The organism is Streptomyces sp. NPDC050535 (assembly GCF_044457665.1).
In the GTDB taxonomy this organism is placed as follows: Bacteria; Actinomycetota; Actinomycetes; order Streptomycetales; family Streptomycetaceae; genus Streptomyces.
In genome coordinates this window covers 207,912-230,511 of the sequence record NZ_JBITHE010000014.1, presented here as the reverse complement: position 1 = coordinate 230,511, position 22,600 = coordinate 207,912, and the positions used below count along the sequence as shown (strand labels likewise).

17 protein-coding genes are annotated in these 22,600 nt (G+C 69.2%); 2 read left to right on the top strand and 15 right to left on the bottom strand.

Annotated features, from left to right (window positions below; all coding sequences use genetic code 11):
• Positions 1–180: 180 nt before the first annotated feature.
• From ACIBLC_RS28545 to ACIBLC_RS28500, 10 genes are all read right to left on the bottom strand, one after another.
• Positions 181–396 (bottom strand): DUF6243 family protein, encoded by a 216-nt coding sequence (locus ACIBLC_RS28545; protein WP_399214121.1) that lies wholly within the window; start codon positions 394–396, stop codon positions 181–183.
• Between the two features lie 376 nt (positions 397–772).
• Positions 773–1,441: a CoA transferase subunit B gene (locus ACIBLC_RS28540; RefSeq protein ID WP_399214150.1), complete on the bottom strand. Its 669-nt coding sequence runs from the start codon at positions 1,439–1,441 to the stop codon at positions 773–775.
• A 20-nt stretch (positions 1,442–1,461) separates the two neighbouring features.
• The gene (locus tag ACIBLC_RS28535; protein WP_399214120.1) at positions 1,462–2,244 is read right to left on the bottom strand and encodes a CoA transferase subunit A; all 783 of its coding nucleotides are present in this window, start codon (positions 2,242–2,244) and stop codon (positions 1,462–1,464) included.
• A 46-nt stretch (positions 2,245–2,290) separates the two neighbouring features.
• Positions 2,291–3,040, bottom strand: coding sequence for an SDR family NAD(P)-dependent oxidoreductase (locus ACIBLC_RS28530; RefSeq protein WP_399214119.1), 750 nt, complete (start codon positions 3,038–3,040; stop codon positions 2,291–2,293).
• On the bottom strand, positions 3,037–4,008 hold the full coding sequence (locus ACIBLC_RS28525) for a fumarylacetoacetate hydrolase family protein (RefSeq protein ID WP_399214118.1): 972 nt from the start codon (positions 4,006–4,008) through the stop codon (positions 3,037–3,039). Before ACIBLC_RS28525 ends, ACIBLC_RS28530 begins: the two co-directional genes overlap by 4 nt.
• Before the next feature lie 125 nt (positions 4,009–4,133).
• Positions 4,134–5,072, bottom strand: a complete 939-nt coding sequence (locus ACIBLC_RS28520) for a VOC family protein (RefSeq protein ID WP_399214117.1) — start codon at positions 5,070–5,072, stop codon at positions 4,134–4,136.
• 12 nt (positions 5,073–5,084) lie between these two features.
• Positions 5,085–6,098, bottom strand: a complete 1,014-nt coding sequence (locus ACIBLC_RS28515) for an amidohydrolase family protein (protein ID WP_399214148.1) — start codon at positions 6,096–6,098, stop codon at positions 5,085–5,087.
• Positions 6,099–6,106: 8 nt separating this feature from the next.
• A complete protein-coding gene (locus tag ACIBLC_RS28510; RefSeq protein WP_399214116.1) occupies positions 6,107–7,243 on the bottom strand; it encodes an FAD-dependent oxidoreductase in 1,137 nt (378 codons plus the stop codon).
• Between the two features lie 154 nt (positions 7,244–7,397).
• Positions 7,398–8,360: a cyclase family protein gene (locus tag ACIBLC_RS28505; protein ID WP_399214115.1), complete on the bottom strand. Its 963-nt coding sequence runs from the start codon at positions 8,358–8,360 to the stop codon at positions 7,398–7,400.
• On the bottom strand, positions 8,357–9,340 hold the full coding sequence (locus ACIBLC_RS28500) for a fumarylacetoacetate hydrolase family protein (protein ID WP_399214114.1): 984 nt from the start codon (positions 9,338–9,340) through the stop codon (positions 8,357–8,359). Before ACIBLC_RS28500 ends, ACIBLC_RS28505 begins: the two co-directional genes overlap by 4 nt.
• A 121-nt stretch (positions 9,341–9,461) precedes the next feature.
• Here ACIBLC_RS28500 and ACIBLC_RS28495 point away from each other — a divergent pair, with 121 nt between their 5' ends.
• Complete coding sequence (locus tag ACIBLC_RS28495) at positions 9,462–10,445, top strand: LysR family transcriptional regulator (RefSeq protein ID WP_399214113.1); 984 nt, start codon at positions 9,462–9,464, stop codon at positions 10,443–10,445.
• A 58-nt stretch (positions 10,446–10,503) separates the two neighbouring features.
• On the opposite strand, the gene ACIBLC_RS28490 is transcribed toward ACIBLC_RS28495, so the two are convergent.
• The 3 genes from ACIBLC_RS28490 to ACIBLC_RS28480 all read right to left on the bottom strand — a co-directional run bounded on the left by ACIBLC_RS28490 (position 10,504) and on the right by ACIBLC_RS28480 (position 16,482).
• Positions 10,504–11,772 (bottom strand): MFS transporter, encoded by a 1,269-nt coding sequence (locus tag ACIBLC_RS28490; RefSeq protein WP_399214112.1) that lies wholly within the window; start codon positions 11,770–11,772, stop codon positions 10,504–10,506.
• A 395-nt stretch (positions 11,773–12,167) separates the two neighbouring features.
• Positions 12,168–14,573: a ricin-type beta-trefoil lectin domain protein gene (locus tag ACIBLC_RS28485; protein WP_399214111.1), complete on the bottom strand. Its 2,406-nt coding sequence runs from the start codon at positions 14,571–14,573 to the stop codon at positions 12,168–12,170.
• A gap of 1,399 nt (positions 14,574–15,972) precedes the next feature.
• The gene (locus ACIBLC_RS28480; RefSeq protein ID WP_399214110.1) at positions 15,973–16,482 is read right to left on the bottom strand and encodes a cupin domain-containing protein; all 510 of its coding nucleotides are present in this window, start codon (positions 16,480–16,482) and stop codon (positions 15,973–15,975) included.
• A gap of 120 nt (positions 16,483–16,602) precedes the next feature.
• On the opposite strand from ACIBLC_RS28480, the gene ACIBLC_RS28475 reads away from it, so the two are divergent.
• Positions 16,603–17,274 (top strand): TetR/AcrR family transcriptional regulator, encoded by a 672-nt coding sequence (locus ACIBLC_RS28475; RefSeq protein ID WP_399214109.1) that lies wholly within the window; start codon positions 16,603–16,605, stop codon positions 17,272–17,274.
• 309 nt (positions 17,275–17,583) lie between these two features.
• Here ACIBLC_RS28475 and ACIBLC_RS28470 read toward each other — a convergent pair whose 3' ends face one another.
• Together ACIBLC_RS28470 and ACIBLC_RS28465 are read right to left on the bottom strand one after the other, a co-directional pair.
• The gene (locus ACIBLC_RS28470; protein ID WP_399214107.1) at positions 17,584–19,353 is read right to left on the bottom strand and encodes a ThuA domain-containing protein; all 1,770 of its coding nucleotides are present in this window, start codon (positions 19,351–19,353) and stop codon (positions 17,584–17,586) included.
• A gap of 17 nt (positions 19,354–19,370) precedes the next feature.
• Positions 19,371–22,169, bottom strand: a complete 2,799-nt coding sequence (locus ACIBLC_RS28465) for a PQQ-dependent sugar dehydrogenase (protein ID WP_399214147.1) — start codon at positions 22,167–22,169, stop codon at positions 19,371–19,373.
• Positions 22,170–22,600: the final 431 nt, after the last annotated feature.

The window sequence follows — 22,600 nt, the reverse complement described above, 5'->3', positions numbered from 1 at the left end:
ACGGCGACAAGCTACCCGTAGAGATTGCCCACTAGGACACCGGGACCTGCCGAGTAGAGCGCGCGGGCGGCCAGTTCGAGAGGCATGTCCGGCTCGCAGGCGTCGAGCGAGCAGGGCCCGGACCGCGCGTCGCGGTCCGGGCCCTGCCACCTGCGGTGCCGCCCCTGCGGCGGCGGTGCGTCAGCTCTGTGCGGTGTCGTCGCCCGTCTGCCCGGCGCCCTCAGCTGTGCCTGCCTTCTCGCGCATCTTGCGCACCAGCTCCGCCTTCTGGTCGGCTGCACCCTGGCGGTCGAGGTTGCGGTGCGGCCCGTGGTTCTGCCGTTCGGCGCGGGACAGCTTCTTGCGCTGGCCGCCGCCCATGCCCACGGGGTTGTTGATGTTCTTGCTCACGGTCACGGGTTCTCCCGGTAATGATGTGAAGTGATCTACGGATCCATCGGTGCAGGACGGGCGGCGACGTCGAAAGACGTCAGCAGGGGCCCATCACGCTCTCACTCGTAGATCGGCGCCTGGAAGAACATGACGAAGACGTTACCCGGTTCCTTCGGCCCCGCACACCAACCTTTTCGCCGCCCGCCCGTGGCAAGCTCAGATGGGCGTTACTGGGCCGCCGCGGCCGTTGTCAGTGATCGCGAGCACACTGACGGCCGGAGAGATCATCTCACTTGCGCCCCGCCGTTGCGGGACAACCTCGAGGCGGCGGTCTCGGAGGATCTTCCAGGTCATCACGCGGGCGCAGACGTGCTCGCCGCGGGGAGCAATGGCGCGGGCTTCATTCGGGTGGATGAGCGAAACGCTCGAAGGGTTCACGCTTCCGGATCAGAGGTGCGTCGGTGCGGTCGGCGATGTCTTCGGCGGTGACACCCGGCGCGCATTCCACCAGAGCGAGGCCCTCGGGGGTGACGTCGAGGATGCCGAGGTCGGTGATGACGCGGTGGACGCACCGTTCACCGGTGAGCGGGAGGGTGCACTCCTTGACGATCTTCGGGCTGCCGTCCTTGGCGGTGTGTTCCATCAGGACGATGACGCGGCGGGCACCGTGGACGAGGTCCATCGCGCCGCCCATGCCCTTGACCATCTTGCCGGGGATCATCCAGTTGGCCAGGTCGCCGGCGGCGGAGACCTGCATCGCGCCGAGCACGGCGGTGTCGATGTGGCCGCCCCGGATCATGCCGAAGGACAGGGCCGAGTCGAAGAAGGAGGCCCCCGGCAACACCGTGACGGTCTCCTTGCCCGCGTTGATCAGGTCGGGGTCGACCTCAGCCTCGGTCGGGTACGGGCCCGTGCCCAGGATGCCGTTCTCGGAGTGCAGGACCACATGGACGTCCGGGGGAAGGTGGCCGGGGATGAGGGTGGGCAGGCCGATGCCCAGGTTGACGTAGGAGCCGTCGGTGAGTTCGGCGGCGGTGCGGGCGGCCATCTGGTCCCGGGTCCAGCCCAGCTGCGTTCCGCGGTTGGAGCTCATGCGCGTACGGTCCCTCGTGTCGAAGACGCGGAAATGGAAAGGTGCTCGATCTGCTTGTCGGCGGCCTCGGCCGGGGTCAGGACCACGATCCGCTGGACGAAGATGCCCGGCAGGTGGATCTCGTCCGGACTCAGCGCGCCCGGCTCGACGAGTTCCTCCACCTCGGCGACGGTGATGTTGCCCGCCATCGCTGCCAGCGGGTTGAAGTTGGCTGCGGACTTACGGAAGACCAGGTTTCCGTGGCGGTCGCCGCGCCAGGCCCGTACGAGAGCGAAGTCGGTGGTGAGGCCGTGCTCCAGTACGTACGTACGGTCGGCGAAGTCGCGCGTTTCCTTGGGCGGGGAAGCCACGGCGACCGTGCCGTCGGCCGCGTAGCGCCAGGGCAGTCCACCACGGGCGACCTGGGTGCCCACCCCCGCCGGGGTGTAGAAGGCGGGGATGCCCGCTCCCCCGGCGCGCAACCGTTCGGCCAGCGTGCCCTGCGGCACCAGCTCCACCTCCAGTTCGCCCGACAGGTACTGACGGGCGAACTCCTTGTTCTCGCCCACATAGCTGCCCGTGACACGGGCGATCCGGCCGTCGGCCAGCAGAACTCCCAGTCCGCGCCCGTCCACTCCGCAGTTGTTCGACACGACCTCGAGGCCGGTGGTGCCCTGGGTGTGGAGCGCCTGGATGAGCACGTCGGGGATGCCGCTGAGGCCGAAGCCGCCGACGGCCAGCGATGCGCCGTCGGGAATGTCGGCGACCGCCTCCGCGGCGCTCGCGCGGACCTTGTCCATGGGAGGGAGGGCCTTTCTGTCGTGTCGGTCGTGCGTGGTCGCCGGCTCAGGTGTCCGCGCGCAGGGCGTCCGAGATCGACTTGACGCCCCCGTGCGCGGTGAGGCCGCCGTCGACCGGGATCTCGGCCCCCGTGATGAAGGACGCGTCGTCGGAGAGAAGGAAGGCGACGAGCGGGGTGATCTCGTCGACCGTTCCGGTGCGGCCCAGCGGTGTCTCGCGGACATTCGCCTCACGGAACGCGGGCGCCGCGGAGGCGGTCATCTCCGTCTCGATGAAGCCGGGGTGGACGATGTTCACGCGGATGTCACGGGGCCCCAGTTCCATGGCGGCGGACCGCGACAGGCCGCGCAGCGCCCACTTACTGGCCGTGTAGGCGACCGGGTAGTGGCCGGTGAGCGCGGCGGACGAGCCGACGTTCACGATCGACGAGCCGGGCGGCATCAGCGGGGCCAGGTGCTGGATGCCCAGCAGCGGGCCGGTGACGTTGACCGCGTGGACCCGGGCCATGTCCTCGGGGCGTACGTCGTCGATCCGGGCCCGCCAGGTGACGCCCGCGTTGTTGACCAGGCCGTGCACCTGCCCGTACGCCTCGCGCAGGTCAGCGGCGAGTTCCGCCCAGTCCCTCTCGCTGGTGACGTCGAGACGACGGCAGCCGGGTGACTCCGTCACATCGGTGGCGATCACCCGGGCGCCCTCGCGGGTCAGCGCCTCGGCCTCCGCGGCACCCTGGCCGCGGGCCGCCCCCGTGACCACGACGACCCTGCCGAGGAGCCTCTTGGGCTGCTGGTCGCTCACGGCCGCTCCCTGGTGCGGCGGCGGGCGACGGGAACGGTCACGGGTTCCGCGCCGGCCACCACGGTGTTGGAGACGGAGCCGATGCCCTCGACGGTGAGGGTGACCGTGTCGCCGGGCTTCAGGGGAGGCGGGGACTGCTCACCCCGTACACCCCACAGCTCGGCGAGGCAGCCGCCGTTGCCGCAGGTCCCGGAGCCGAGGACGTCGCCGGGGCGGACGACGGTGCCGCGTGAGGCGTAGGCGACCATCTCCTCGAAGGTCCAGCTCATGTTGGACAGCAGATCCCTGCCCACGATCTCGCCGTTGATCTCGGCGGTGAGTGCCAGGCGCAGGAAGCCGTCCGCGTCGCGGTACTTCTCCAGTTCGTCGGCGGTGACCAGGTACGGCCCCAGCGTCGTGGCTGTGTCCTTGCCCTTGCAGGGGCCGAGGCCGACCTTCATCTCCGCGGACTGCAGGTCTCGGGCCGACCAGTCGTTGAAGACGGTGTAGCCGACGATGTGGTCTCGGGCCTGCTCGGGCGTGAGGTCCCGGCCCTCCTTCCCGATCACGGCGGCGACCTCGAGCTCGAAGTCGAGCACGCTCGATCCCGGAGGTACCGGGATGTCGTCGTGCGGGCCGTACACCGCGTACGGGTTGGCGAAGTAGAACGTCGGGGCCGCGTACCACCGCTCGGGTACACCGACGGCCCCGTCCACGGACCGCCGTACGCCCTCGACGTGTTCCTCGAAGGTGACGAAGTCCCGCACCGTCGGCGGCTGGAGCGGCGGCGCCAGTCGTACCTCGGAGACGTGCGGGCCGGGCGGAAGGTCGAGGGCCGCGGCGCCCGCGTCGAGCAGTTCGGGCAGGCCGCCGCCCCCGGCGAGCAGGCCGGTCAGGGAGCTGTCGCCGGGCAGCGGGCAGAGCGTGCCGTCCTCTTCGACGACGGCCACCTGGCGTCGGTCGCGGTACTCGTACGTGGCGAAACGCATGGGAGGGGTCCTGTCCGAGGGAAGGCGGGCGCGAAGGCCCGGGGCGCGGCGGGCAGTCAGGGCATCACAGGGGAGCGCCGCGCCCCCGGGGGTCTGGGAACCTTGCCGGTCGGAAGGTCTGCCGGTCAGACGGGCGGGGCGACGAAGCAGCCGTGGTCGGCGTCGTTGAAGGACTCCTTGGCGACCAGTTCGTTCATGGGGTTGGCGGTGCCCCACTGGTCGGTGACCTCAGGCTGGGAGAAGTCGTAGACGTGCGGGTGCCAGGTGTCCTCGTCCAGCAGTTCCAGCTCGGTGGTGTACTCGACGGTGTTGCCGTGGGGGTCGAGGAAGTACGTGAAGGTGTTGTCGCCCGCCATGTGCCGGCCCGGACCCCAGACCTTCTGGAAGCCGGCCCGCATCACGCGGCCGGAGCCGCGCATGTACTCGTCCAAGCCGCGCATCTCGAACGAGACATGGTGCAGCGAGGTGTGCGGGCCCTTCGCGATGGCCATGGAGTGGTGCTGGTTGCTGATCCGCATGAAGTGCATGACGTCACCGACGTGCGGCGAGCTGAGCGTGTCGGAGTGGCGGAAGCCGAGGTGGCGCTCGTACCAGTCACGCGTCCTGTCGAGGTCCGGCGAGTTGAGGACGACGTGCGAGAGCTTGACCGGGATCGACTCCTTCTCCTCGATCCTGCGGTGCTGCCGGACCTCGACGTCGGCCAGGGCCTCGATGGTGCGGCCGTCGACGTCGAAGAAGCGGAAACCGTAGCCGCCGCCGGGGGTGTCCACCTTGCCCGGCTGGGAGATCAACTGCACGCCATCGGAGAGGAGTTGTTCGGCCAGCGTGTCGACGTCGGCCGTGTTCCCGGCGCCGTACGAGACCAGGTCGAGGCGCTTCTCGTCGGCCTTGCGCAGCCGCACGACGTACTGTTCGGGGCTGCCTTCGGCGGCGAGGAAGGAGATGCCGGAGTCCTCGCTGACCTTGCTCAGACCCCAGACGCCGGCGTAGAAGTCGAGTTGCTTGTCGTAGTCCGGCACGGCGAGGTCGACGTGCCGGAGGTGGGTGAGCAGACGGTTGCTCATGGGGGTTCCTCCTCAGACGAGGTTGAGCAGGGCGGCGGCGTTTCCGCCGCGGACGGCGTGGAAGTCGGTGTCGGGCAGGTCCGCGGCGCGCAGCGCGCCGAGCGGGTCGTCCGTGCCCATATCGAAGGGGAAGTCGGAGCCGAGCAGGATCCGTTCCGGGCCCGCGGCGCGCAGCAGCTCCCGCAGTACGTGGGGGTCGTGGACGAGGGAGTCGAAGTACAGCTGCCTCAGGTAGCTGCTCGGCTTTCGTGAGCAGCCGTGGGCGTCAGGGCGGACCCGCCAGGCATGGTCGGAGCGGCCGATGTGGGTGGGCAGGTAGCCGCCGCCGTGCGCCGCGATCAGCTTCAGGCCCGGATGACGGTCGAGGACGCCGGAGAAGATCAAGTGCGAGAGGGCTACCGCGTTCTCGGTGGGCTGGCCGACGGTGTTGGACAGGTACCACTGGTCCAGCCGCTCGTCGAGCGTGCAGCCGAACGGGTGCAGGAAGACCAGGGCGCCGGTCTCCTCCGCCCGGGACCAGAAGGGGGTGAGCCGCGGGTCGGAGAGCTCCACTTCCCGGGTCCCGTCGGGGCCGGGGGCGTGCGAGGAGATCTCCACGCCTCTCAACCCCTGGCCCATGGCGTGGTCGAGCAGGCCGACCGCCAGGTCGGGATGCTGGAGCGGCATCAGGCCCAGACCGTACATCCGGTCGGGGGCCTTGGCGCAGTGTGCGGCGGTGCCCTCGTTGGCCAACCGGCAGACTCTCTCGGCCAGTTGGAGCTCGGCCCAGTAGTGGTAGTGGGACGGCGAGGGGCTCACCACCTGTACGTCCACGCCGGCGGCGTCCATGGCCGCCAGGCGCACCGCGACGTCCGTCAGCTTCGGCACGCGCGCGCCGACCATCGGAGCGTTCACGGTCAGGGCCGCCGGTCCGTTGCGGCGGGCGTCGAGGGTGCGGGCCGCGGCGAGGCCTGGGTGGCCGGCGACGGCGTCCTCGACCTCCGGGAGCAGGAGGTGGGCGTGGACGTCGATCGTGGGTGTCGACAGGGGCTCGGTCACGGGAGTTCCTTCAGCGCGTTCATGGTGCGGCCCATCAGTGCGGGTACGTCCGCGTCGCGCACTCCGTCGAGCAGCCACTGGCCGAGCTGGACCGAGGCGTCGACGACCATGCGTACGCGTGGCAGCCGTCGGGCGTGGTAGTCGGTGAGGAGCTGGTCGTCCCACTCGGTCCGGCCGGTCAGCAGTTCGGCGAGGACCTGGACGTCCTCCAGGGACATCGCCGCTCCCTGGGCGAGGGTGGGCGGGCAGGCGTGGGCGGCGTCGCCGACGAGCACGACCCGGCCGCGGTGCCACGGGCCCTCCACCAGATGCCGGTCGAAGCGGGTGTAGTTCACGGCCTTCGGCTCGGTGAACGCGGTGCGGATCTCCTCCCACGCGCCGCCGTAGCCCTCGCTGAGCGCCCGCATCTCGTCGGCGTACGTGTCCGGGTCCAGCGAGGACCGGTCGCGGAGCCGTTCGACGAGATAGGTGTAGACGGTGTCCTCGCTGGTCGGACAGTAGCCTGCGATGAAACAGCGGCCGCCGTAGATCATCTCGGTGCGGCGGACACCGGCCGGGCGGGGCGCGGGGGCGCGCCAGATGCCCATGCCGGTGGGCTCCGGCCTGTCGGTGATGCCGATCATCTCGCGGGTGGCGGAGTGCAGTCCGTCGGCGCCGACCACCAGGTCGTAGCGGCGGTTCGTTCCGTCCGAGAAGGCAACGTCCACGCCCTCATCGTCCTGCTGGAAAGCGGTGGCCGTGGTGCCGAGGCGGACGTCGGCGCCCGAGGCGCGTACCTGTTCGATGAGGAGCTGTTGGAGCCTGGGCCGCCGCATGCCGATGTGGGCGGGCAGGTCGTCGCCGCCGGTTCGCAGTTCGTCCTGGGCGTGCAGCACGGTGCCGTCGACGGCGAGGACGGCGACGCCCTCGGCGGCGTAACCGTCCTTCTTGATGCCGTCGAGGACTCCGACCTCACGCAGCACGCGCAGGGCGTTGCCCTGCAGGGTGATGCCGGCGCCGGCGGCGGCCTTCCAGTCGGGGCTCGCCTCGACGACGTCGACGGCGATCCCGGCCCGGCGCAACAGGACGGCCAGAGCGTTTCCGCAGGTGCCTCCGCCGACGACGAGGACAGAACGGGTGTGGCTTTCAGCCATGTCGGGGAAACCTCCCGGGTTGGGCCGCGCGGCTTCGGGCGGCAGGGGTGCGGCTCGTCTCGCCCGCTGGGAGCGCGGGCCAGGGGTGGGGACGGGGTGCGGGCCGGATGCACCGCTGCTGTCCGGGGAAGGGCGGATCCGGCGGTCGTACGGGCTACTTGACGGCGATGGGGTTCACGGGGGAGCCGACGGCTCCTGTGATGGGGAGGGGCGCGGCGGTGAGCCAGAAGTCGTACACGCTGTCCGCCGCACAGTCCGCGGCGAGCGCGTCGAGGTCCCACATCTCGCCGATCAGCAGACCCATGTTGGGGATGGCGACCTGGTGCAGCGGCTGGAACGCGTTCTCGAACTCGTTCGGCCGCACCTCGAAACCCCAGGTATCCGTGGCGATCGCGGCGATCTCGGTACCGTGCAGCCACCCGGCGGTGGTGAACGACAGCCCGGGTGCGGGCCCGCCCGCGTAGTCGCCCCAGCCGTCCCGCCGGGCGCGCGCGAGCCGACCTGTGCGGACGAGAGCGATGTCGCCGCGTCCGACGCTCACGCCGTGTGCCTCGGCGGTCTGCTCGAGGTGCGCCTCGGTGATGGCGAACCCGTCGGGCAGCTCGCCGTCCGTACCGACGACCAGGCCCACGTCGAGCAGTACTCCGCGTCCCGCGACGTACGGCGCCATGTGCTCGATGCCGGTGACGAGGTCGCCGTCGGAGGTGACGACCTTCTCGGCGTCCCGTCCGTTCCATGCCTTGCCGTGGTCGAATATGTGGCCGAGTCCGTCCCACTGGGTGGAGCACTGCAACGGCATCGCGATCACGTCGTCCGCGCCGCCGATGCCGTGCGGGAAGCCCTGGTTGCCGAGGGCGGCGTCGGTGCCGGTGTCGAGCATGGTGTGCACGGGGTTGGTGCGTCGGCGCCAGCCCTTCTGCGGGCCGTTCATGTCGAAGGACTGCGAGAGCGAGAAACTGACGCCGCGGCGGACCAGGGTCGCCGCCTCGCGGCGCTTGGCCTCGTTGAGGAAGTTCAGGGTGCCGAGCACGTCGTCCTCGCCCCAGCGCCCCCAGTTGGAGTACGCCTTGGCGGCCTCGGCGATCGCGCCCTCCGGGTCGCGGCGGTCCAGGCTCATGCCCTGCCCTCCGCCACACATCGGGTGCGCTGTACGCCCAGACCGGTGATGGAACCCTCCATGACGTCGGCGTCGCGCAGCAGCCGTCCCCAGTGGATGCCGTTACCGGCCGGACTTCCGGTCAACACCAGATCACCGGGAAGGAGTTGAGATGCCTGGGAGATGTACGACACCAGCCGTGCCACGCCGAAGAGCATGTCCTTGGTGGACTCGTCCTGCATGGTCTCGCCGTTCAGCTTCAGCGTGACCCGCAGGTCGCCGGGATCCGCGACCGACTCGGCCGGGACGAGCCACGGACCGAGGGGGGTGAAGCCGGGGGCGTTCTTGCAGCGCAGCCAGTCGGTGCCGATGGCCTTCATGTCCCGGCGGAAAACGGTGGCGCGGTCGGTGAGGTCGTTGGCGATCGTGTACCCGGCGACGTACTCCAGGGCCTCCTCGACGGACACCCGGTGGGCCGGCTTGGCGATGACGACCGCCAACTCCAGCTCCCAGTCCGGCTTTTCGGCCCATGCGGGGAGTACGACGTCGTCGTACGGGCCGGCGATGGCGCTGGGGAGGCCGATGAAGACGTACGGCAGGTCCTCGGCGGCCCGGCGGTCCATCACCGCGGCGATCTCCGCGCGCGCCTCCTCCACGGTGCGGGGGTCGTCCGGGGAGCGGTGGGCGAGCTCCAGGTCGATCACGTGCTGCCGGTAGTTGGCACCGGACTGGAAGACCTGCCGGGGCTCCAGCGGGGCGTGTACCCGCAGGTCCTCCAGCGGCCGCCAGTCGTGAGCGTCCTCGTCCGCCAGGACACGCAGGACGGGAAGCGTCTCCTCCCACCGCTCCACCACGGCACGCACACCGGACGGCGCCCAGTCCAGGGCTCGGCCCAGGTCGAGTACCCGGTCCTTCACCAGCAGGCCGGGGAACTGCTCCCCGTCCTGAACTGAGAACGTGCCGAGCACGAACGGGCCGGCAGGTTGCGCGAGTGTTGCCATGAGATTTCCTCCTGCTGGGTTGCGGTCTACTCTGGCCTCGATCGGCCAATCACGGAAATCAATCCTGTGGATGTGCCAAATCCACGGTATGGATGGCTCTCGCTTGCTAGGTGGTCCCCCGGTGAACCTGTCCCGACTCGACCTCAATCTGGTCCTCGCCCTGCGCGCGCTCCTGGAGGAGCGCAATGTCACCCGGGCCGGCGAGCGCATCGGCCTCAGCCAGCCCGCCATGAGCGCGGCGCTGTCCCGGCTGCGCCGCCATTTCGACGACGAACTGCTCGCCCGGAGCGGCAACACCTACGAGCTGACCCCGCTCGGCACCGCCCTGCGCGACCGCAGCGCCACCGCGTGCGACCTGCTGGAGAGGGTCTTCGCCAGCCAGGCCGACTTCGATCCGGCCGCGGAGAGCCGAGAGTTCACCCTGCTCGCCTCCGACTACGGGGCGGCCGTGTTCGGTGCCGCACTCGCCCGCACCCTGCACGAGGAGGCGCCCGGCATCCGGCTCACCTTCCAGCACCCTGCACCGTCCGTCGTGGAGAACACCGCCACCGCGCTCAGCACCGTCGACGGACTGCTGATGCCGCACGGCATCATCGACGGCTTCCCCGCCGTCGACCTCCACCAGGACCGCTGGTTGTGCCTGGTCGCCGATGATCACCCAGAGATCGGCGACGAACTCACCCTGGACCAGCTTGGGCGCCTGCCCTGGGCCGTCTATCAGCGTCCCTACGACGCCCCGGCGGCCCGCCAGCTCAGCATGCTGGGCATCAGCCCTCGCGTGGAGGTGTCCGTGCAGACCTTCCAGCTGCTGCCCCACATGGTCGAGGGCACCCGCCGGGTCGCGATGATCCAGGAGCGCCTGGCCCGCAGAGTGGTCCGCTCCGCCGCGGTGCGCGTCCTGCCCTGTCCCTTCGACGCGGTACCGGTGCAGGAGGCGATGTGGTGGCATCCGGTGCACGCTCAGGACGCGGCCCACATCTGGCTGCGGCAGAAGGCCGCGGAGGTGGGCGCGACGCTGATGGGCGACGGCAACGGCGATGGCAATGGCCCGAGAAAGGCCGTCTCCGCCGACCAGAGCGCCGGGCTGCCGCAGGGCCGGCTCTGAATCGGCCCGGCGGCAGCCCGTGTGAGTGACGCGTCCTCGGCAGTCTGCCTGCGGGCCCTCAGGCCAACTGCTCCGGCAACGGCCGGGGATCGACGGCGCCCACGCGGCGGCGGGCCGCCCACAGCCCCGCCGCGACGAGGGCTGCGACCAGCCCCAGCACACCCACCGCACCCGCGAGACTGCCGACCGCCGACTCCCCGGCGAGCAGCACCAACGGGCAGAAGAACTCGCCGCCGAAGAAGGCCGCCATCCACAGCCCCGTGCCGCGGCCGCGGTCCTCGAACGCCAGGCGGGACATGGCACTGGTGAGAAGGGCGGGCAGAAGCAAGCCGGTGCCCACGCAGTTCACGACCGCCCCGATGACCAGTAGCGGAGCGTTGCCCGCGAGGAACATCACCCCGAAGCCGACCGCGCAGACCGCGAGAACGGCGGGCAGCATCGGGTCGGGAGAGCGCTTCAGCCGGGCGAAGGCGACCGCTCCGCCCACGGTGGCGGCACTGGCGATCGCGGTGGCCAGTCCGATCACACCGGAGTTCTCCACCCCGAGGTCGTCGAGCAGGTACGACATCTCCACCGGGACGGTGTAGAAGACCATCGCCCCGAAGAAGGTGAGGGCACAGATACCCGCCAACGGCCGCCAGGGGAACGGGCGGCGGGCCTCCGCCTCGGCCGGGGCCTCGTTGCCGGCCGCGCGGCCCCCCACGTCGGGCAGGGCGCCGGCCATCAGTGGGGCGAGGGCCAGGCTCACGGCGTAGACCCAGAAGGGCACGCGCCAGCCCGCCGAGCCGGCGGCGCCGCCGAGCACGAAGAAGACGGTGGCCGACGCGGAGGCGCACATGGTCTGTAGGGCAAGGTATTTCACCCGCTGGTGACCGGAGTAGTAGTCGCCGATGAGGGTGGTGCAGCAGATCATGATCGCGGCCTCGGTGACACCGACCAGGGCCCGGCTGGCGATGATCGCGCCCAGCGAGTCCAGCCAGAGCGGGGCCGTGCCGAACACGGCGTACAGGAGGGTCGCCACGATCAACAGGCGCTTGCGGCCCAGCCGGTCCACGATCACGCCGGCGAACGGGGCCAGCAGCGCCAGCGCCAGCGCCGGAATGGTCAGCGCGAGCGGCACCAGCGCCTTGGCCCCCGGGACCGACGCGAAGTGGTCCTGCATCTTCGGCAGCACCGGGGCGATCAGCACCGCCCCCAGGATCGGCAGGCAGCTGCCCGCCATCAGAAGGGTCACCCGCAGCAGATGGGCCTGGCCCGACACGGCGACGGGAGACGAAGTGGTGACGTCGACCGAAGCGGGAGGCGGCGAGGGAACGGAACCGGGCATGGCGACTCCAGAGGACGGCATAAGGGAGTGGGCATGCCTCACGGCGCCTACGGCGCACGGCATGTTGGGGAAACTCGCACACCGGCGGCATCCGGACAGCGGCGTGCGGGTAGCGACGACTATGGGGGCGCCGAGGCGCCGGTCGCCATCCCCTGCACGATCCGAATCCCGTATCCGGGTTATCCACGCCGTGGATGGGATGGCGTCCGTCACGCGCACGGAAGACGTGCACGGCTGTTCCCGCGCGAACACGGCGGAGTCCCGGAACCCGGCCGTCCCGGACCCCGGGACACCGCCCAGGGCGCCCGAGCCCCCGCAGCCGGGGAAAGGTGCGCCGAAGGCCAGGTTTCGTCGCGGCCTTCGGCGCTGGGGACGGTCACCTTCTGGTGGAACTCCTACGGAAGAACCCACTTCTGGTTCTGTTGGTTGAGGCAGGTCCACAGGTGGACGGGGGTGCCGTCGTTCCCTACGCCGCCGGATACGTCGAGGCATTTGGCGGACTGCGGGTTGCGTAGAGTGCCGTCGGATTGTGGCTGCCAGATCTGGGCCGCAGTGCCGTTGCAGGTGTAGAGCTGTACCTTCGTGCCGTCAGCGGAGCCCGAGTTGTCGATGTCCAGGCATTTCCCCAGGGCACGCACCGCGCCGGTACCGAGCAGAGTCCACTCCTGGGCAGCGGTGCTGTTGCAGGTCCACATCTGGACCTTCGTACCGTCGGCCGTGTTGGCGTTGTCCACGTCCAGGCACTTGCCGTTGACGCCCTTCACCTCTCCGGTGCTGGAGGGCGTACCCGGGATCTGGTTCATGGTGTACCAGGCTTCGGTGCTCCAGAGCTGGTTGCCGTCGGTGGAGCTGAAGGGGCGAGCCGAGCGGACGTGGACCACTCGGTTGGGCTTCAGGCCGGGGATGGCCAGGGTGACCGTCCTGCGGTCGCTGGAGACGGTGGCTGACTGGACGGTGAGCGTCTCTTCGTCGATCTTCGGGCCGCCGTAATCGGACCGGGGTACGTAGCGCCACTGCTCGACCTTGTAGCGTGCGGCCAGGTTGACGGCGGTCTCGTCCGATATGGGCTGGGTGTATTCGAGGGCGAATCCGCCGGTGACGGCACGCATTTCGCGGATGTCGAATGCGTTGGTGCCGTTCGGTGTCAGTTTCTGCAAGCCGTACTTGAGCTTGCCTTCTTGGCCCCAGTTCCCGTCTGCTCCGAGTCCGCCGGCGTAGAGAGCGCCGTCGGGGCCGACACTGATCCGGTTGACGCCGGCTTCCAGGCCTTGGGTGAGGCGGAATACGGCCCCCTGGTATTCGCCGTTGATCTTCTCGAGGTATCCGCGCTGGATGCCGCCGTAGGTCACGTCACCGAACAGCATCTGGCCGGCGAAGGGCCCGTCTTGCAGCTGCAGCGGTGTGCTGGGTGAGTTGGCGATCTCGTTCTGGGGTAGCCACAGGACCGGCTTGGTCACCCGTTGGGAGTCGAAGGGGCCTGTGGGGTTGGTGTAGTGGTTGAAGAAGCGGTCCTGCTTGATCTGGACCAGCTTCGACGAGGGCAGCCACCCGCCCTGGTTGTCGGTGACGAAGATGTCGCCTCCCGGGCCCCACCCGATGCCGTTGGGGGTGCGCAGACCACCAGCGACGTAACTGACCGCCCCCGTTGCCTTGTTGACCTTTATCGTGGTGCCGCGGTTCGCTGCGGGCTGTGGGTTTGTTGTCGCTCCCCCGTAGTTGATCGATACGGACAGGTTCAGGTAGAAGAACCCGTCCTTGTACAGCAGGCCGAAGGCGAATTCGTGGAAGTTGCCGCCATAGGGCCAGGTGGCGATGCGCCGGTAGGTGTCAGTGACCTCGTCGCCATTGGTGTCACTGAGCTCGGTCAGTTCGTGCTTCTGCGACACATACAGCTTGCCGTCCACGTACTTGATGCCCATGGGCTCTTTGAGGCCGGAAGCCACCTTCTTGAACGTCACCTCGTCCGGTCCGGTACTTCCGGTGACGTTGTTCAGAAGGTAGACCTCGCCGGTCGTGTTCTCCGAGCCGCCCCATGTGGCCACAGCGAGCCTGCCGTCGGGAAGCCAGTCCATGGCGGAGACCTGCGGTTCGAACCCGGTGGGCCGTAGATCAGTCAGGGTGTAGTTCGGGTGCACGCCGGTCAGCGGCAGTCCATCACCTGGTGAATCGCCGGACAGTTCGCACTCCTTGCGTCCGGGAGCCGTGACCCGGACGACGTCGGCGTCCGTACTGAGCACCGAGTTGGGCACCACGGCGAAGGCGGAGGCGGTGGGTGGCTTCCACGCGAGTGTGACCTGCTGTCCGCCGTCCCTCTCGAAGTGGTCGATGCGGATCGAGTGGTATCCGGCTGCCAGGACAACGTTGCCGTCCTTGGGGTCGGCTCCGTGCAAGCCGTCGTGGCTGATGACGAGTTGGTCGTCGATGTACAACCGGGAGCCGTCGTCGCTGGTGAGCCGGAAGGTGTAGGTCCCGGCGGTGGGGACGTCGAGGTTGGCGATGGTCTGTGAGACGAAGTTGGCGCTGAAGCCGAAGTCCGCATCGGAGGACCAGTCGATCACCGGCATCAGTCTGTCGATGTTCGGTGTCTGCCCGGGCTTGAGATCGCACAGCTTCTCAAGCGGTACCTGCATGTCGAAGACACGCAAGGTGACGCCCGGCTCCTGCGGAGGAAGAGCGTCGGGGGACCGGTCAGTTGGGGCAGCCGTGCCCGTGGGCGCGGACAGTCCGAGCGCCAGAAGCGAAGTGATGAGTGTCGTGGCCAGGCGTCTGCCGAGCCGCCCGGATAACAGCCGTGGATACACGTAGCCTCCTGTTCGCTCCCCCAGCGCGGGGGGAACGCAGATGGACGAGTGGGGAGATCCACCGCTGCCGGTACGCGCCGTCGCACCGGATACGGAGAGTGGCGAACGCGACGTATGAGTTCTCATGTGTCGCGACGGACACAGTAGGGACTTTCGTTGAAGTCGTCCATACTCTGTCCTCACTGAGGAGAAAGACGTGAAACCGTCGATGACCTCTGCTGCGAACCCCCCGACCGCCGGCGCCGGCGTCCGCGCAACCTTCGTCGCGATCATCTTCGGGAACGGGCGCCCGCTCGGCGCTCTCCCAGCCGGGCGATCATGCCTGGAATTCCTTTTGCGCCAGCTGAGTTGATGATCCGTCAGGACTCCAGCGACATAACGCCAAAGGCCGCCCATGACCGGGTATCAGCCTGGCTCGAAGGCCCTTCCCGTAATCGCGGATCGCACGGGGTCAGCGCGAGTACGACGACCAGAGCGGGTCGCACGCCATAAGGATCTCCGGGTCGGGCACCCAGCCGGTCCGGCAGGCTCGGGGCGTCCTCGGGCACGGCCGCTGGATGCCGCCCGAGTTGGTCAAAGGCAGCAGGCGGTTGCCGGTGGTCACGTGTTCGGAGACGTCCGCGCGACGATGTGTTGGGTTCCGATGACGGAGAGAAGCTGTCTCCCGGCGAACCGTTGTGAGTGTCTCCGCCGCCGTTGGCGGATTCCTTCTGTACGGCCTCGACGGCTGGACGTCTCGACCACGGCACCGGCGACGACCGGCGTCGATCGCCCCGTCCCTATGCCAGCGGCCCTGAGGTGCCGGACCCGATAGCCCTCGCCGGCAGTCAGGAGTCACGATGACCACATCCCCAGTCGGACGCGAGATCGACCGCGTCGTCGGCCGGTTGAAAGTGACCGGCGTCGCCCGGTACGCAGCCGACTACCAGCAGCGTCGAGCAAGCCCGCGGCAGCGTCCAGGACCTCCGCGAGCGCCCGGAACGACTCCGGGGCCAACACCCCTACCTCGAACGCACGTTGCGCGCTCTGGACGAGATCAGCCCCGCCTCGACGAACCGGGACGCGACCGCTGCGGACCCGGCGCCCACGCCCTTCCCCCCGACCCAGGGAGGTCCACGCACAGCGAGGTCGTAACACGGGTGGGGGCGTCGTTTCGGCAGAGGCAGACGTCAGCCAACTGCGGCCTGTCCGGGATCACGCTGACGAATCCGAAGCCCAGCTTCTCCTTCCAGGTCGGTGCCCGCTCCCACTCCCGTTCCTGGTCCTGTGAGTCCGGAGCCCGGCTCACAGGACGGCTTGCATCCCACGGCCGGTACGCCAGGGAGCGGCCTGAGGTGAGCGTCGTCGGAACGGGCGCCGTCCCGGTCGCGGGCTTACGCCGGTGCGTGCCTCTCCCGGCCTACGCAGGGTGTTTCGGTGCGAGGTCGGCGGGCGTGGCTCCAGGCGGGCCGAGGAGAATGTCGCCCATCTCCTCGGCGACCGCGTTGAAGAGCTCCACGTCGAGTTCGGTCGCGTCGGTGGCCAGGTGGAGGGGCGTGGCGGTCCGGGCGATGACCTCGGCGAACCCGGCGGGCGAGGAGATGTTGAGGGCACGGGCACCGTCCGGCCCGGCCGCTATCGCATGCGGTACGTGCAGGGGAATGGCGTAGAAGTCTCCCGAGCGCAAGGTCAGCTTCGCGTCGCCCGCCCACACGGTGAGCGAGCCGGAGGAGACCCAGAGCCTCTCCTCATACCTGGTGTGGGCGTGCAGCGGTGTGGCCGAACCGGCGCGCATGAAGGAGTCCGTCAGGTCATGACGGCCCTCCGTCTCCTCCGCTGCCGTGAGGATGGACACTCGCAGGTCCTGGCCGAGCGCATACTGGCGCTCCGGCTGGTCCGGGCTGGAGGACAGGGAGGGAAAGTAACTCACTGATCGTCCTTGGGTACGAGGTGCCGACCCGGCCTGCGGGCAGGCAACCGGAACAGTGGCGAGCGATCGGACACAGCTCGCTACATTGGATATAGAGACCCTACATTGAAAGCTGGTCCCGTGCCGCAGAAGGATGAGGGTGCCGTGCACCAGGAGGGCGGCTCCGCGCCGCCGCATGGTCGCCGCCCCTACCACGCGCCCCAACGCACGGAAGCGGCCTCAAAGACCCGAGCGGCGATTCTCGACGCGGCGACGCGGCTCTTCCTCGAGCACGGATATGCGAATGTGACGGTCCCTCAGATCGCCAAGCTGGCCGGGACCGCCGTTCCGACGGTGTATGCCAGCACCGGCGGCAAGGGGGCCATCCTGACGAGTCTCATCGAGGACGGCCTGCAGAGCACCGCCGCCGGGGAGACGCTCGCGCTGCTGCGCCAGACCGACGTACCACGCGAGGTACTCACCGCGGCCGCCCACGGCACTCGTGTCGACAACGAGCAGCACCACCGCATCGTCAGGGTCATGGTCAGCGCGGCGCACACGGACCAACACGCCGCTGCGGCTCTCGCCCGCGCGAACCAGGCCTATCGAGAGGCCCTCGCGGCGGTGACCCAGCGGCTGCGCGAACTCAAAGCACTACGGCCCGACCTCACCCCCACCCGCACCACCGACATTCTCTGGTTCTACCTCGGCCACCACTGCTGGCACGGACTGGTCGTCGAACAGGGCTGGTCCTGGGACACCACGGAAGAGTGGCTCGCGCAACAGGTCGCGGCAGCCCTCCTTTCTCCATGAGACCGATCATGCCGTCCTGGCGCTTCCCGCCGGACCTTCCGGCCCACCTGCAGGACAAGCCGGCGGCGGCCGTGACGGCATGACACCCTCATCGGATCGCAGGTGTGTAGAGCGCGGAGATTCGGGTAGCCGCTGCAAGTTGACAGGGGCGGCGCAGCACCTGGGGAGGTCCTGCGTCGCTCCTGTCCGCTGACCGCGGGACAGCGAGGAGAAGGTGTGCCGGCCCCGGCAGGGGCGCGAGGAACGCCGTGGCCAACCGCCGCCGGCCCGCGGGGACCCCCTCACGGGGAGCCCCCGCTGGACCTCAGGTCACGGCAGGGTCCATTTCTGGTTGGTTGCCGTGTGGCAGGTCCACAGGTGGACGGCAGTGCCGTCGTTCCACGTACCGCCGGACGCGTCCAGGCACTTGCCCGACTGCGGGTTGCGGACCGTGCTGTCGGACTGGGCGGCCCAGGTCTGCGCGCCCGAACCGTTGCACGTCCACAGCTGGATCTTCGTACCGTCGGCGGAGGCTCCGCCGGACACGTCCAGGCACTTGCCGAGCGCGCGCAGCGTGCCGTCGCCGGAGACCGTCCACTTCTGGGCACCGGACCCGTTGCACGTCCAGATCTGCACCTTCGTGCCGTCGGCGGTCTGAGCGTTGTCGACGTCCAGGCACTTCCCGTTCACACCCTTCACCTCGCCCGAACGAGTCCCCGGATCCTGCCCGCCGCCGCGCTTGACGCGGATGTTGCGGAACGAGACGTCGTCCCCGTCCCCGTGGTTCTGGAGCCCGACGTATCCCTGCCGAAGGCTCCGTACGGGATCGGTGTTGGTGAAGTCGTTGATCTTCCGCCCGTTGAGGAAGATCTCCAACCGCTCCCCGGTGACCCGGAGTTCGTACGTGTTCCACTCACCCGGCGGGTTCAGCGCGGCATCCCGCGCGGCCAGGTCGGCGGACTGGAAGCCGTACACGGCGCCCGTGGTGCGGTCGACGGCGTCGGTGGAGTCGATCTGGATCTCGTAGCCGTTGTTCACCGCCGACCACGGGTCGTCGGAGGACGGGAAGCCGATGAAGACACCGGAGTTGTCGTCCCCGGCCATCCGCCAGTCGAGCTTGAGGGAGTAGTCACCGGTGAACTCCTGGGCGTTGTACCAGAACAGTCCCATCCCGCCCACGGAGGTGAGCGTGCCGTCCGCGAGGCTGAACTGCCCCGGACCGGCCTGCTTCCAGCCGTTGGTGGACGAGCCGTCGAACAGCGGCGTGTAACCGGTCTCCGGGCGGCAGTCGGCGTCGGTCATCCCGGCCGACCAGCGGATACCGCCGAGGAGGTGCCGCCGGAAGGCGGGATCGGTGTACGACTCGTCGGTGTGGCCGCCGCCGGTGTAGAAGGCCCGGCCGCCCTGGTAGTCCTTGCACCAGGCGATCGGATGGTCGCCGGACATGTTCCCGCCCGAGTAACTGGACTCGTCGAGCGAGGCCAGGACGTGGGCGGAAGTGCGCGGATTGGTGCGGTAGTTGTACCACTCGTCGGTGCGCTGCCAGGTGGAACCCAGGTGCGCGGTGGCGTCGTGAGCCCGGTCCTCCACCTTCACGGTGGCGGACTGGATCGCCGGGTGCGAGTGGAACAGTGCCCCGGCCAGACCCTCGTAGAACGGCCAGTCGTACTCGGTGTCGGCGGCGGCGTGGATGCCGACGTACCCGCCACCGCCCTGGACGTACTGCTCGAATGCCGTCTGCTGGGCGGCGTTCAGCACGTCGCCCGTCGTCGAGAGGAAGACGACGCTCCTGTACTGGGCGAGGTTGCCCGTGGTGAAGGCCGCCGAGTCCTCGGTCGCGTCCAGGGTGAAGTTGTTCGCGGTGCCCAGAGCGCGCAGGGCGGCGATGCCGTCGTCGATCGAGTCGTGGCGGAAGCCCGCCGTCTTGGAGAAGACGAGGATCTTGTACGCAGGGTCGGCCGCCGCGAGTGGCCGTGCTTCAGCGGCTACGGAAGCGGTGGCTGAATGGCTCACCGCGCCTGGCAGCGCCGTGGCCTGCGGGGTCAGACAGAGCGTGGCGCCCACGAACAGGCCGAGGGCCGCTTTCAGATAGGTACGCATGTCGGTCTCCTCCCTCCTTACGGCAGGGTCCATTTCTGGTTGGCGGCTGTGTGGCAGGTCCACAGGTGGACGGCGGTCCCGTCGTTCCAGGTACCGCCGGAAGCGTCGAGGCACTTCGCGGACTGCGGGTTGCGGACGGTGCCGTCGGACTGGGCGGCCCAGGTCTGCGCGCCCGAACCGTTGCACGTCCACAGCTGGATCTTCGTGCCGTCGGCGGAGGCTCCGCCGGACACGTCCAGGCACTTGCCGAGCGCGCGCAGCGTGCCGTCGCCGGAGACCGTCCACTTCTGGGCCGCGGAGCCGTTGCAGGTCCAGATCTGCACCTTCGTGCCGTCGGCGGTCTGGGCGTTGTCGACGTCCAGGCACTTCCCGTTCACGCCCTTCACCTCACCGGAGCGGGTGCCGCCGGCGGAGGTGGTGAAGGAGAACTCGTCCAGGTCGAAGAGCGCGCCACTGCCGCCCTTGAAGACGAGGTGGAGGGAGGTGGAGGCGGTGGGCTGGTTGCTCAGGACTGCCGTCACGTCCTGGAAGGTTTCCCACCCGCCGGTCACCGGCACGGTCGCCGTGCCGAGCAGGGTGCCGGTCGTGGATCCGGCGCGGACCTCGATGGTGCCGCCCGCGCCCGCCGAGGAGACCCGGGCGGTGAACCGCGTCGCGTTGCCGAGGGCGTACGGCTGGAAGGAGATCCAGTCGCCGTTCTCGATGTTGCCGACGGTCTTCCCGCCGTGTGCGGGACCGTGGGAGATGACGTCGACGCCGGCGGAGGCGCCGTAGTGCTCGCCCTGCCGGTGGCTGGGCTGGATGACGCGCTGGTCGTGCGCGGTCAGCGCGGGCTGGCCGGCGGCGCCCTTGTCGGTGTACTCGGCGTCGAGCACGCCGAAGATGTTGGCGTTGGGGTCGTGCTCGCCGTCCGCCAGGGTCTGGAGTGTGCCGCTGCATCCGGTGGTCGAGGTCTGCGGATGGCCGTGGCTGTCATGTCCGACGATGAAGGTGACCTTCACCTTCGAGCAGTCGATCGTGCCGTCCTCGGGGTCGGTCACCGTCACCTTGAACGGGATGGCGGCGCCGAAGTCGTAGATGCTTCCGTCCAGGGGCAGGTCCAGCTTCACCGTGGGCGCGGTGTTCCCCACCGTGATCTGTACGGAGGCCGTGGCGGACTTGCCGGTGGTGTCCGTGACCTTCAGCGTGGCCGTGTACTGGCCGTTGGTCGTGTAGGTGTGGGAGGGGTTGGCGGCGGTGGAGGTGGCGCCGTCGCCGAAGTTCCAGGCGTAGCTGAGGGTGTCACCGTCCGGGTCGGTGCTGCCCGCCGAGGAGAACGCGACTGCCAGGGGCGCCTTGCCCGAGGTGACGTCGGCCTTCGCCTGCGCCGTCGGGGCGAGCCCGTCGACGACGTGCTCGATGCGGTACAGGGCGGAGTTCTCGTCGCCGCTGAAGTAGCCGGTGCCGTAGTCGAGGACGTACAGGGCGCCGTCGGGGCCGAAGGCCATGTCCATCACCTGAGTGCCGGTCCAGGGGAAGGAGTTGATGGACTGTACGGTGCCGTCGCCGCCGGCCTCGATGCGCTTGATCCAGCGGCGGCCGAACTCCCCGGCGAAGAAGTCGCCGTCGAACTCCTGCGGGAACTTCACCTCGGAGGTGGAGGCGGCGTCGTAACGGTAGACCGGGCCGCCCATCGGGGACTCCGAGCCGTCGCCGAACTCCGGGACCGACGCGCCGTCGTAGGGGATCCAGGCGGGCTGGACGGGAGGCAGGTCGGTCAGGCCGGTGTTGCGCGGCGAATTGTTCGTGGGCGCCGCGCAGTTGAAGGCGGAGCCGGAGGCGCCGGTGGCGAAGTTGTAGTCGATGTAGGCGTCGTTGTCGCCGGTGCAGTACGGCCAGCCGTAGTTGCCGGCCTTGGTGATCCGGTTGAACTCCACCTGCCCGCCGGGTCCGCGCGTGGGGCTGGCGGTGCCGGCGTCGGGGCCGTAGTCGCCGAGGTAGACGATGCCCGTGGGCTTGTCGACGCTCATGCGGAAGGGGTTGCGGAAGCCCATCGCGTAGATCTCGGGGCGGGTCTTCGCGGTACCGGGCGCGAAGAGGTTGCCGCTCGGGATCGCATACGATCCGTCGGCGTTCACCTTGATCCGCAGGACCTTGCCGCGCAGGTCGTTGGTGTTGCCCGCCGAACGCTGGGCGTCGAAGGCGGGATTGCGGGTGGCGCGCTCGTCGATCGGGGTGTAACTGTCCGAGGCGAACGGGTTGGTGTCGTCGCCCGTGGACAGGTACAGATTCCCGGCCGCGTCGAAGTCGATGTCGCCGCCCACGTGGCAGCAGATGCCGCGGGAGGCCGGCACGTCGAGGATCTTCTGCTCGCCGGCGAGGTCCAGGGTGCCGTCGGTCCTCAGGACGAACCGCGACAGCCGGTTGACCCCGTCGAAGGGGGCGAAGTCCGCGGCCGCGCCGTCCGACGGGGCGTCACCGGCCGGAGTGCTGAGCTTGGGTGCGTAGTAGAGGTAGATGTACCGGTTGGACGCGAAGCCGGGGTCCACGGCGACGCCCTGCAGGCCTTCCTCGTCATGGCTGTAGACGTCCAGCTTGCCCGCGACGGAGGTGGTCCCCGCGGCGTTCGTCAGCCGGAGCGTGCCGTCCCGGGCGGTGTGCAGGACCGAGCGGTCCGGCAGTACCGCGAGGGTCATCGGCTCGCCGGTCTCGGCCACGCCCTTCGCCAGTGTGACCTGCTGGTACTCGACGGCGGCCGCCTTCGGGCCGTCGGCCGGATCCGTCTGCTGGGCGGCGGCCGGTGCCATGGGCAGCAGACAGCCGACGGCGCAGGCCATGGCGGTCAGCAGGTAACGGACACGTCTGTGTCCGAGCGGTTTGCGCACAGAGGTCTCCCGAAAGTGGGGTGGGATGACGACAGCCCTCGCCGGACTGCCAAGCGGTGCACAGGCGCGCGCCGTCGCGCCGTCCATACCGGCCACAGCAGCTCTATGACCGGTTCATTTCATGGAAGTTAGCGACCTTTGTAAATCTCCGTAACCCGTTGAGCACAACTTCCCAAGACTTTTTCCCCACCGAAGACAAAGTTGGGTTCCGGCCACCGCGGGAGGCGTCCTCAAGGGGGCGCGCGCCAGCATTTGGTGAGGGACCGTCAGGGCGGTTGCCCAGGTGTCGTGGTTGCGACATGTCCCACCTGTGCCACCGGAATCGAGTGACATGGCATTCGGTGCCACCGGATTCTGTCCAGCGCATGAACTTCTCTGTGTGT

Excerpts from the sequence above, each read along its gene's own strand:
- ACIBLC_RS28535 (WP_399214120.1), bottom strand. The coding sequence starts at position 2,244 with ATGGACAAGGTCCGCGCGAGCGCCGCGGAGGCGGTCGCCGACATTCCC.
- ACIBLC_RS28510 (WP_399214116.1), bottom strand. The coding sequence starts at position 7,243 with ATGGCTGAAAGCCACACCCGTTCTGTCCTCGTCGTCGGCGGAGGCACC.
- ACIBLC_RS28505 (WP_399214115.1), bottom strand. The coding sequence starts at position 8,360 with ATGAGCCTGGACCGCCGCGACCCGGAGGGCGCGATCGCCGAGGCCGCC.
- ACIBLC_RS28465 (WP_399214147.1), bottom strand. The coding sequence starts at position 22,169 with ATGGCCTGCGCCGTCGGCTGTCTGCTGCCCATGGCACCGGCCGCCGCC.
- ACIBLC_RS28500 (WP_399214114.1), bottom strand. The coding sequence starts at position 9,340 with ATGGCAACACTCGCGCAACCTGCCGGCCCGTTCGTGCTCGGCACGTTC.
- ACIBLC_RS28520 (WP_399214117.1), bottom strand. The coding sequence starts at position 5,072 with ATGAGCAACCGTCTGCTCACCCACCTCCGGCACGTCGACCTCGCCGTG.
- ACIBLC_RS28525 (WP_399214118.1), bottom strand. The coding sequence starts at position 4,008 with ATGCGTTTCGCCACGTACGAGTACCGCGACCGACGCCAGGTGGCCGTC.
- ACIBLC_RS28490 (WP_399214112.1), bottom strand. The coding sequence starts at position 11,772 with ATGCCCGGTTCCGTTCCCTCGCCGCCTCCCGCTTCGGTCGACGTCACC.
- ACIBLC_RS28470 (WP_399214107.1), bottom strand. The coding sequence starts at position 19,353 with ATGCGTACCTATCTGAAAGCGGCCCTCGGCCTGTTCGTGGGCGCCACG.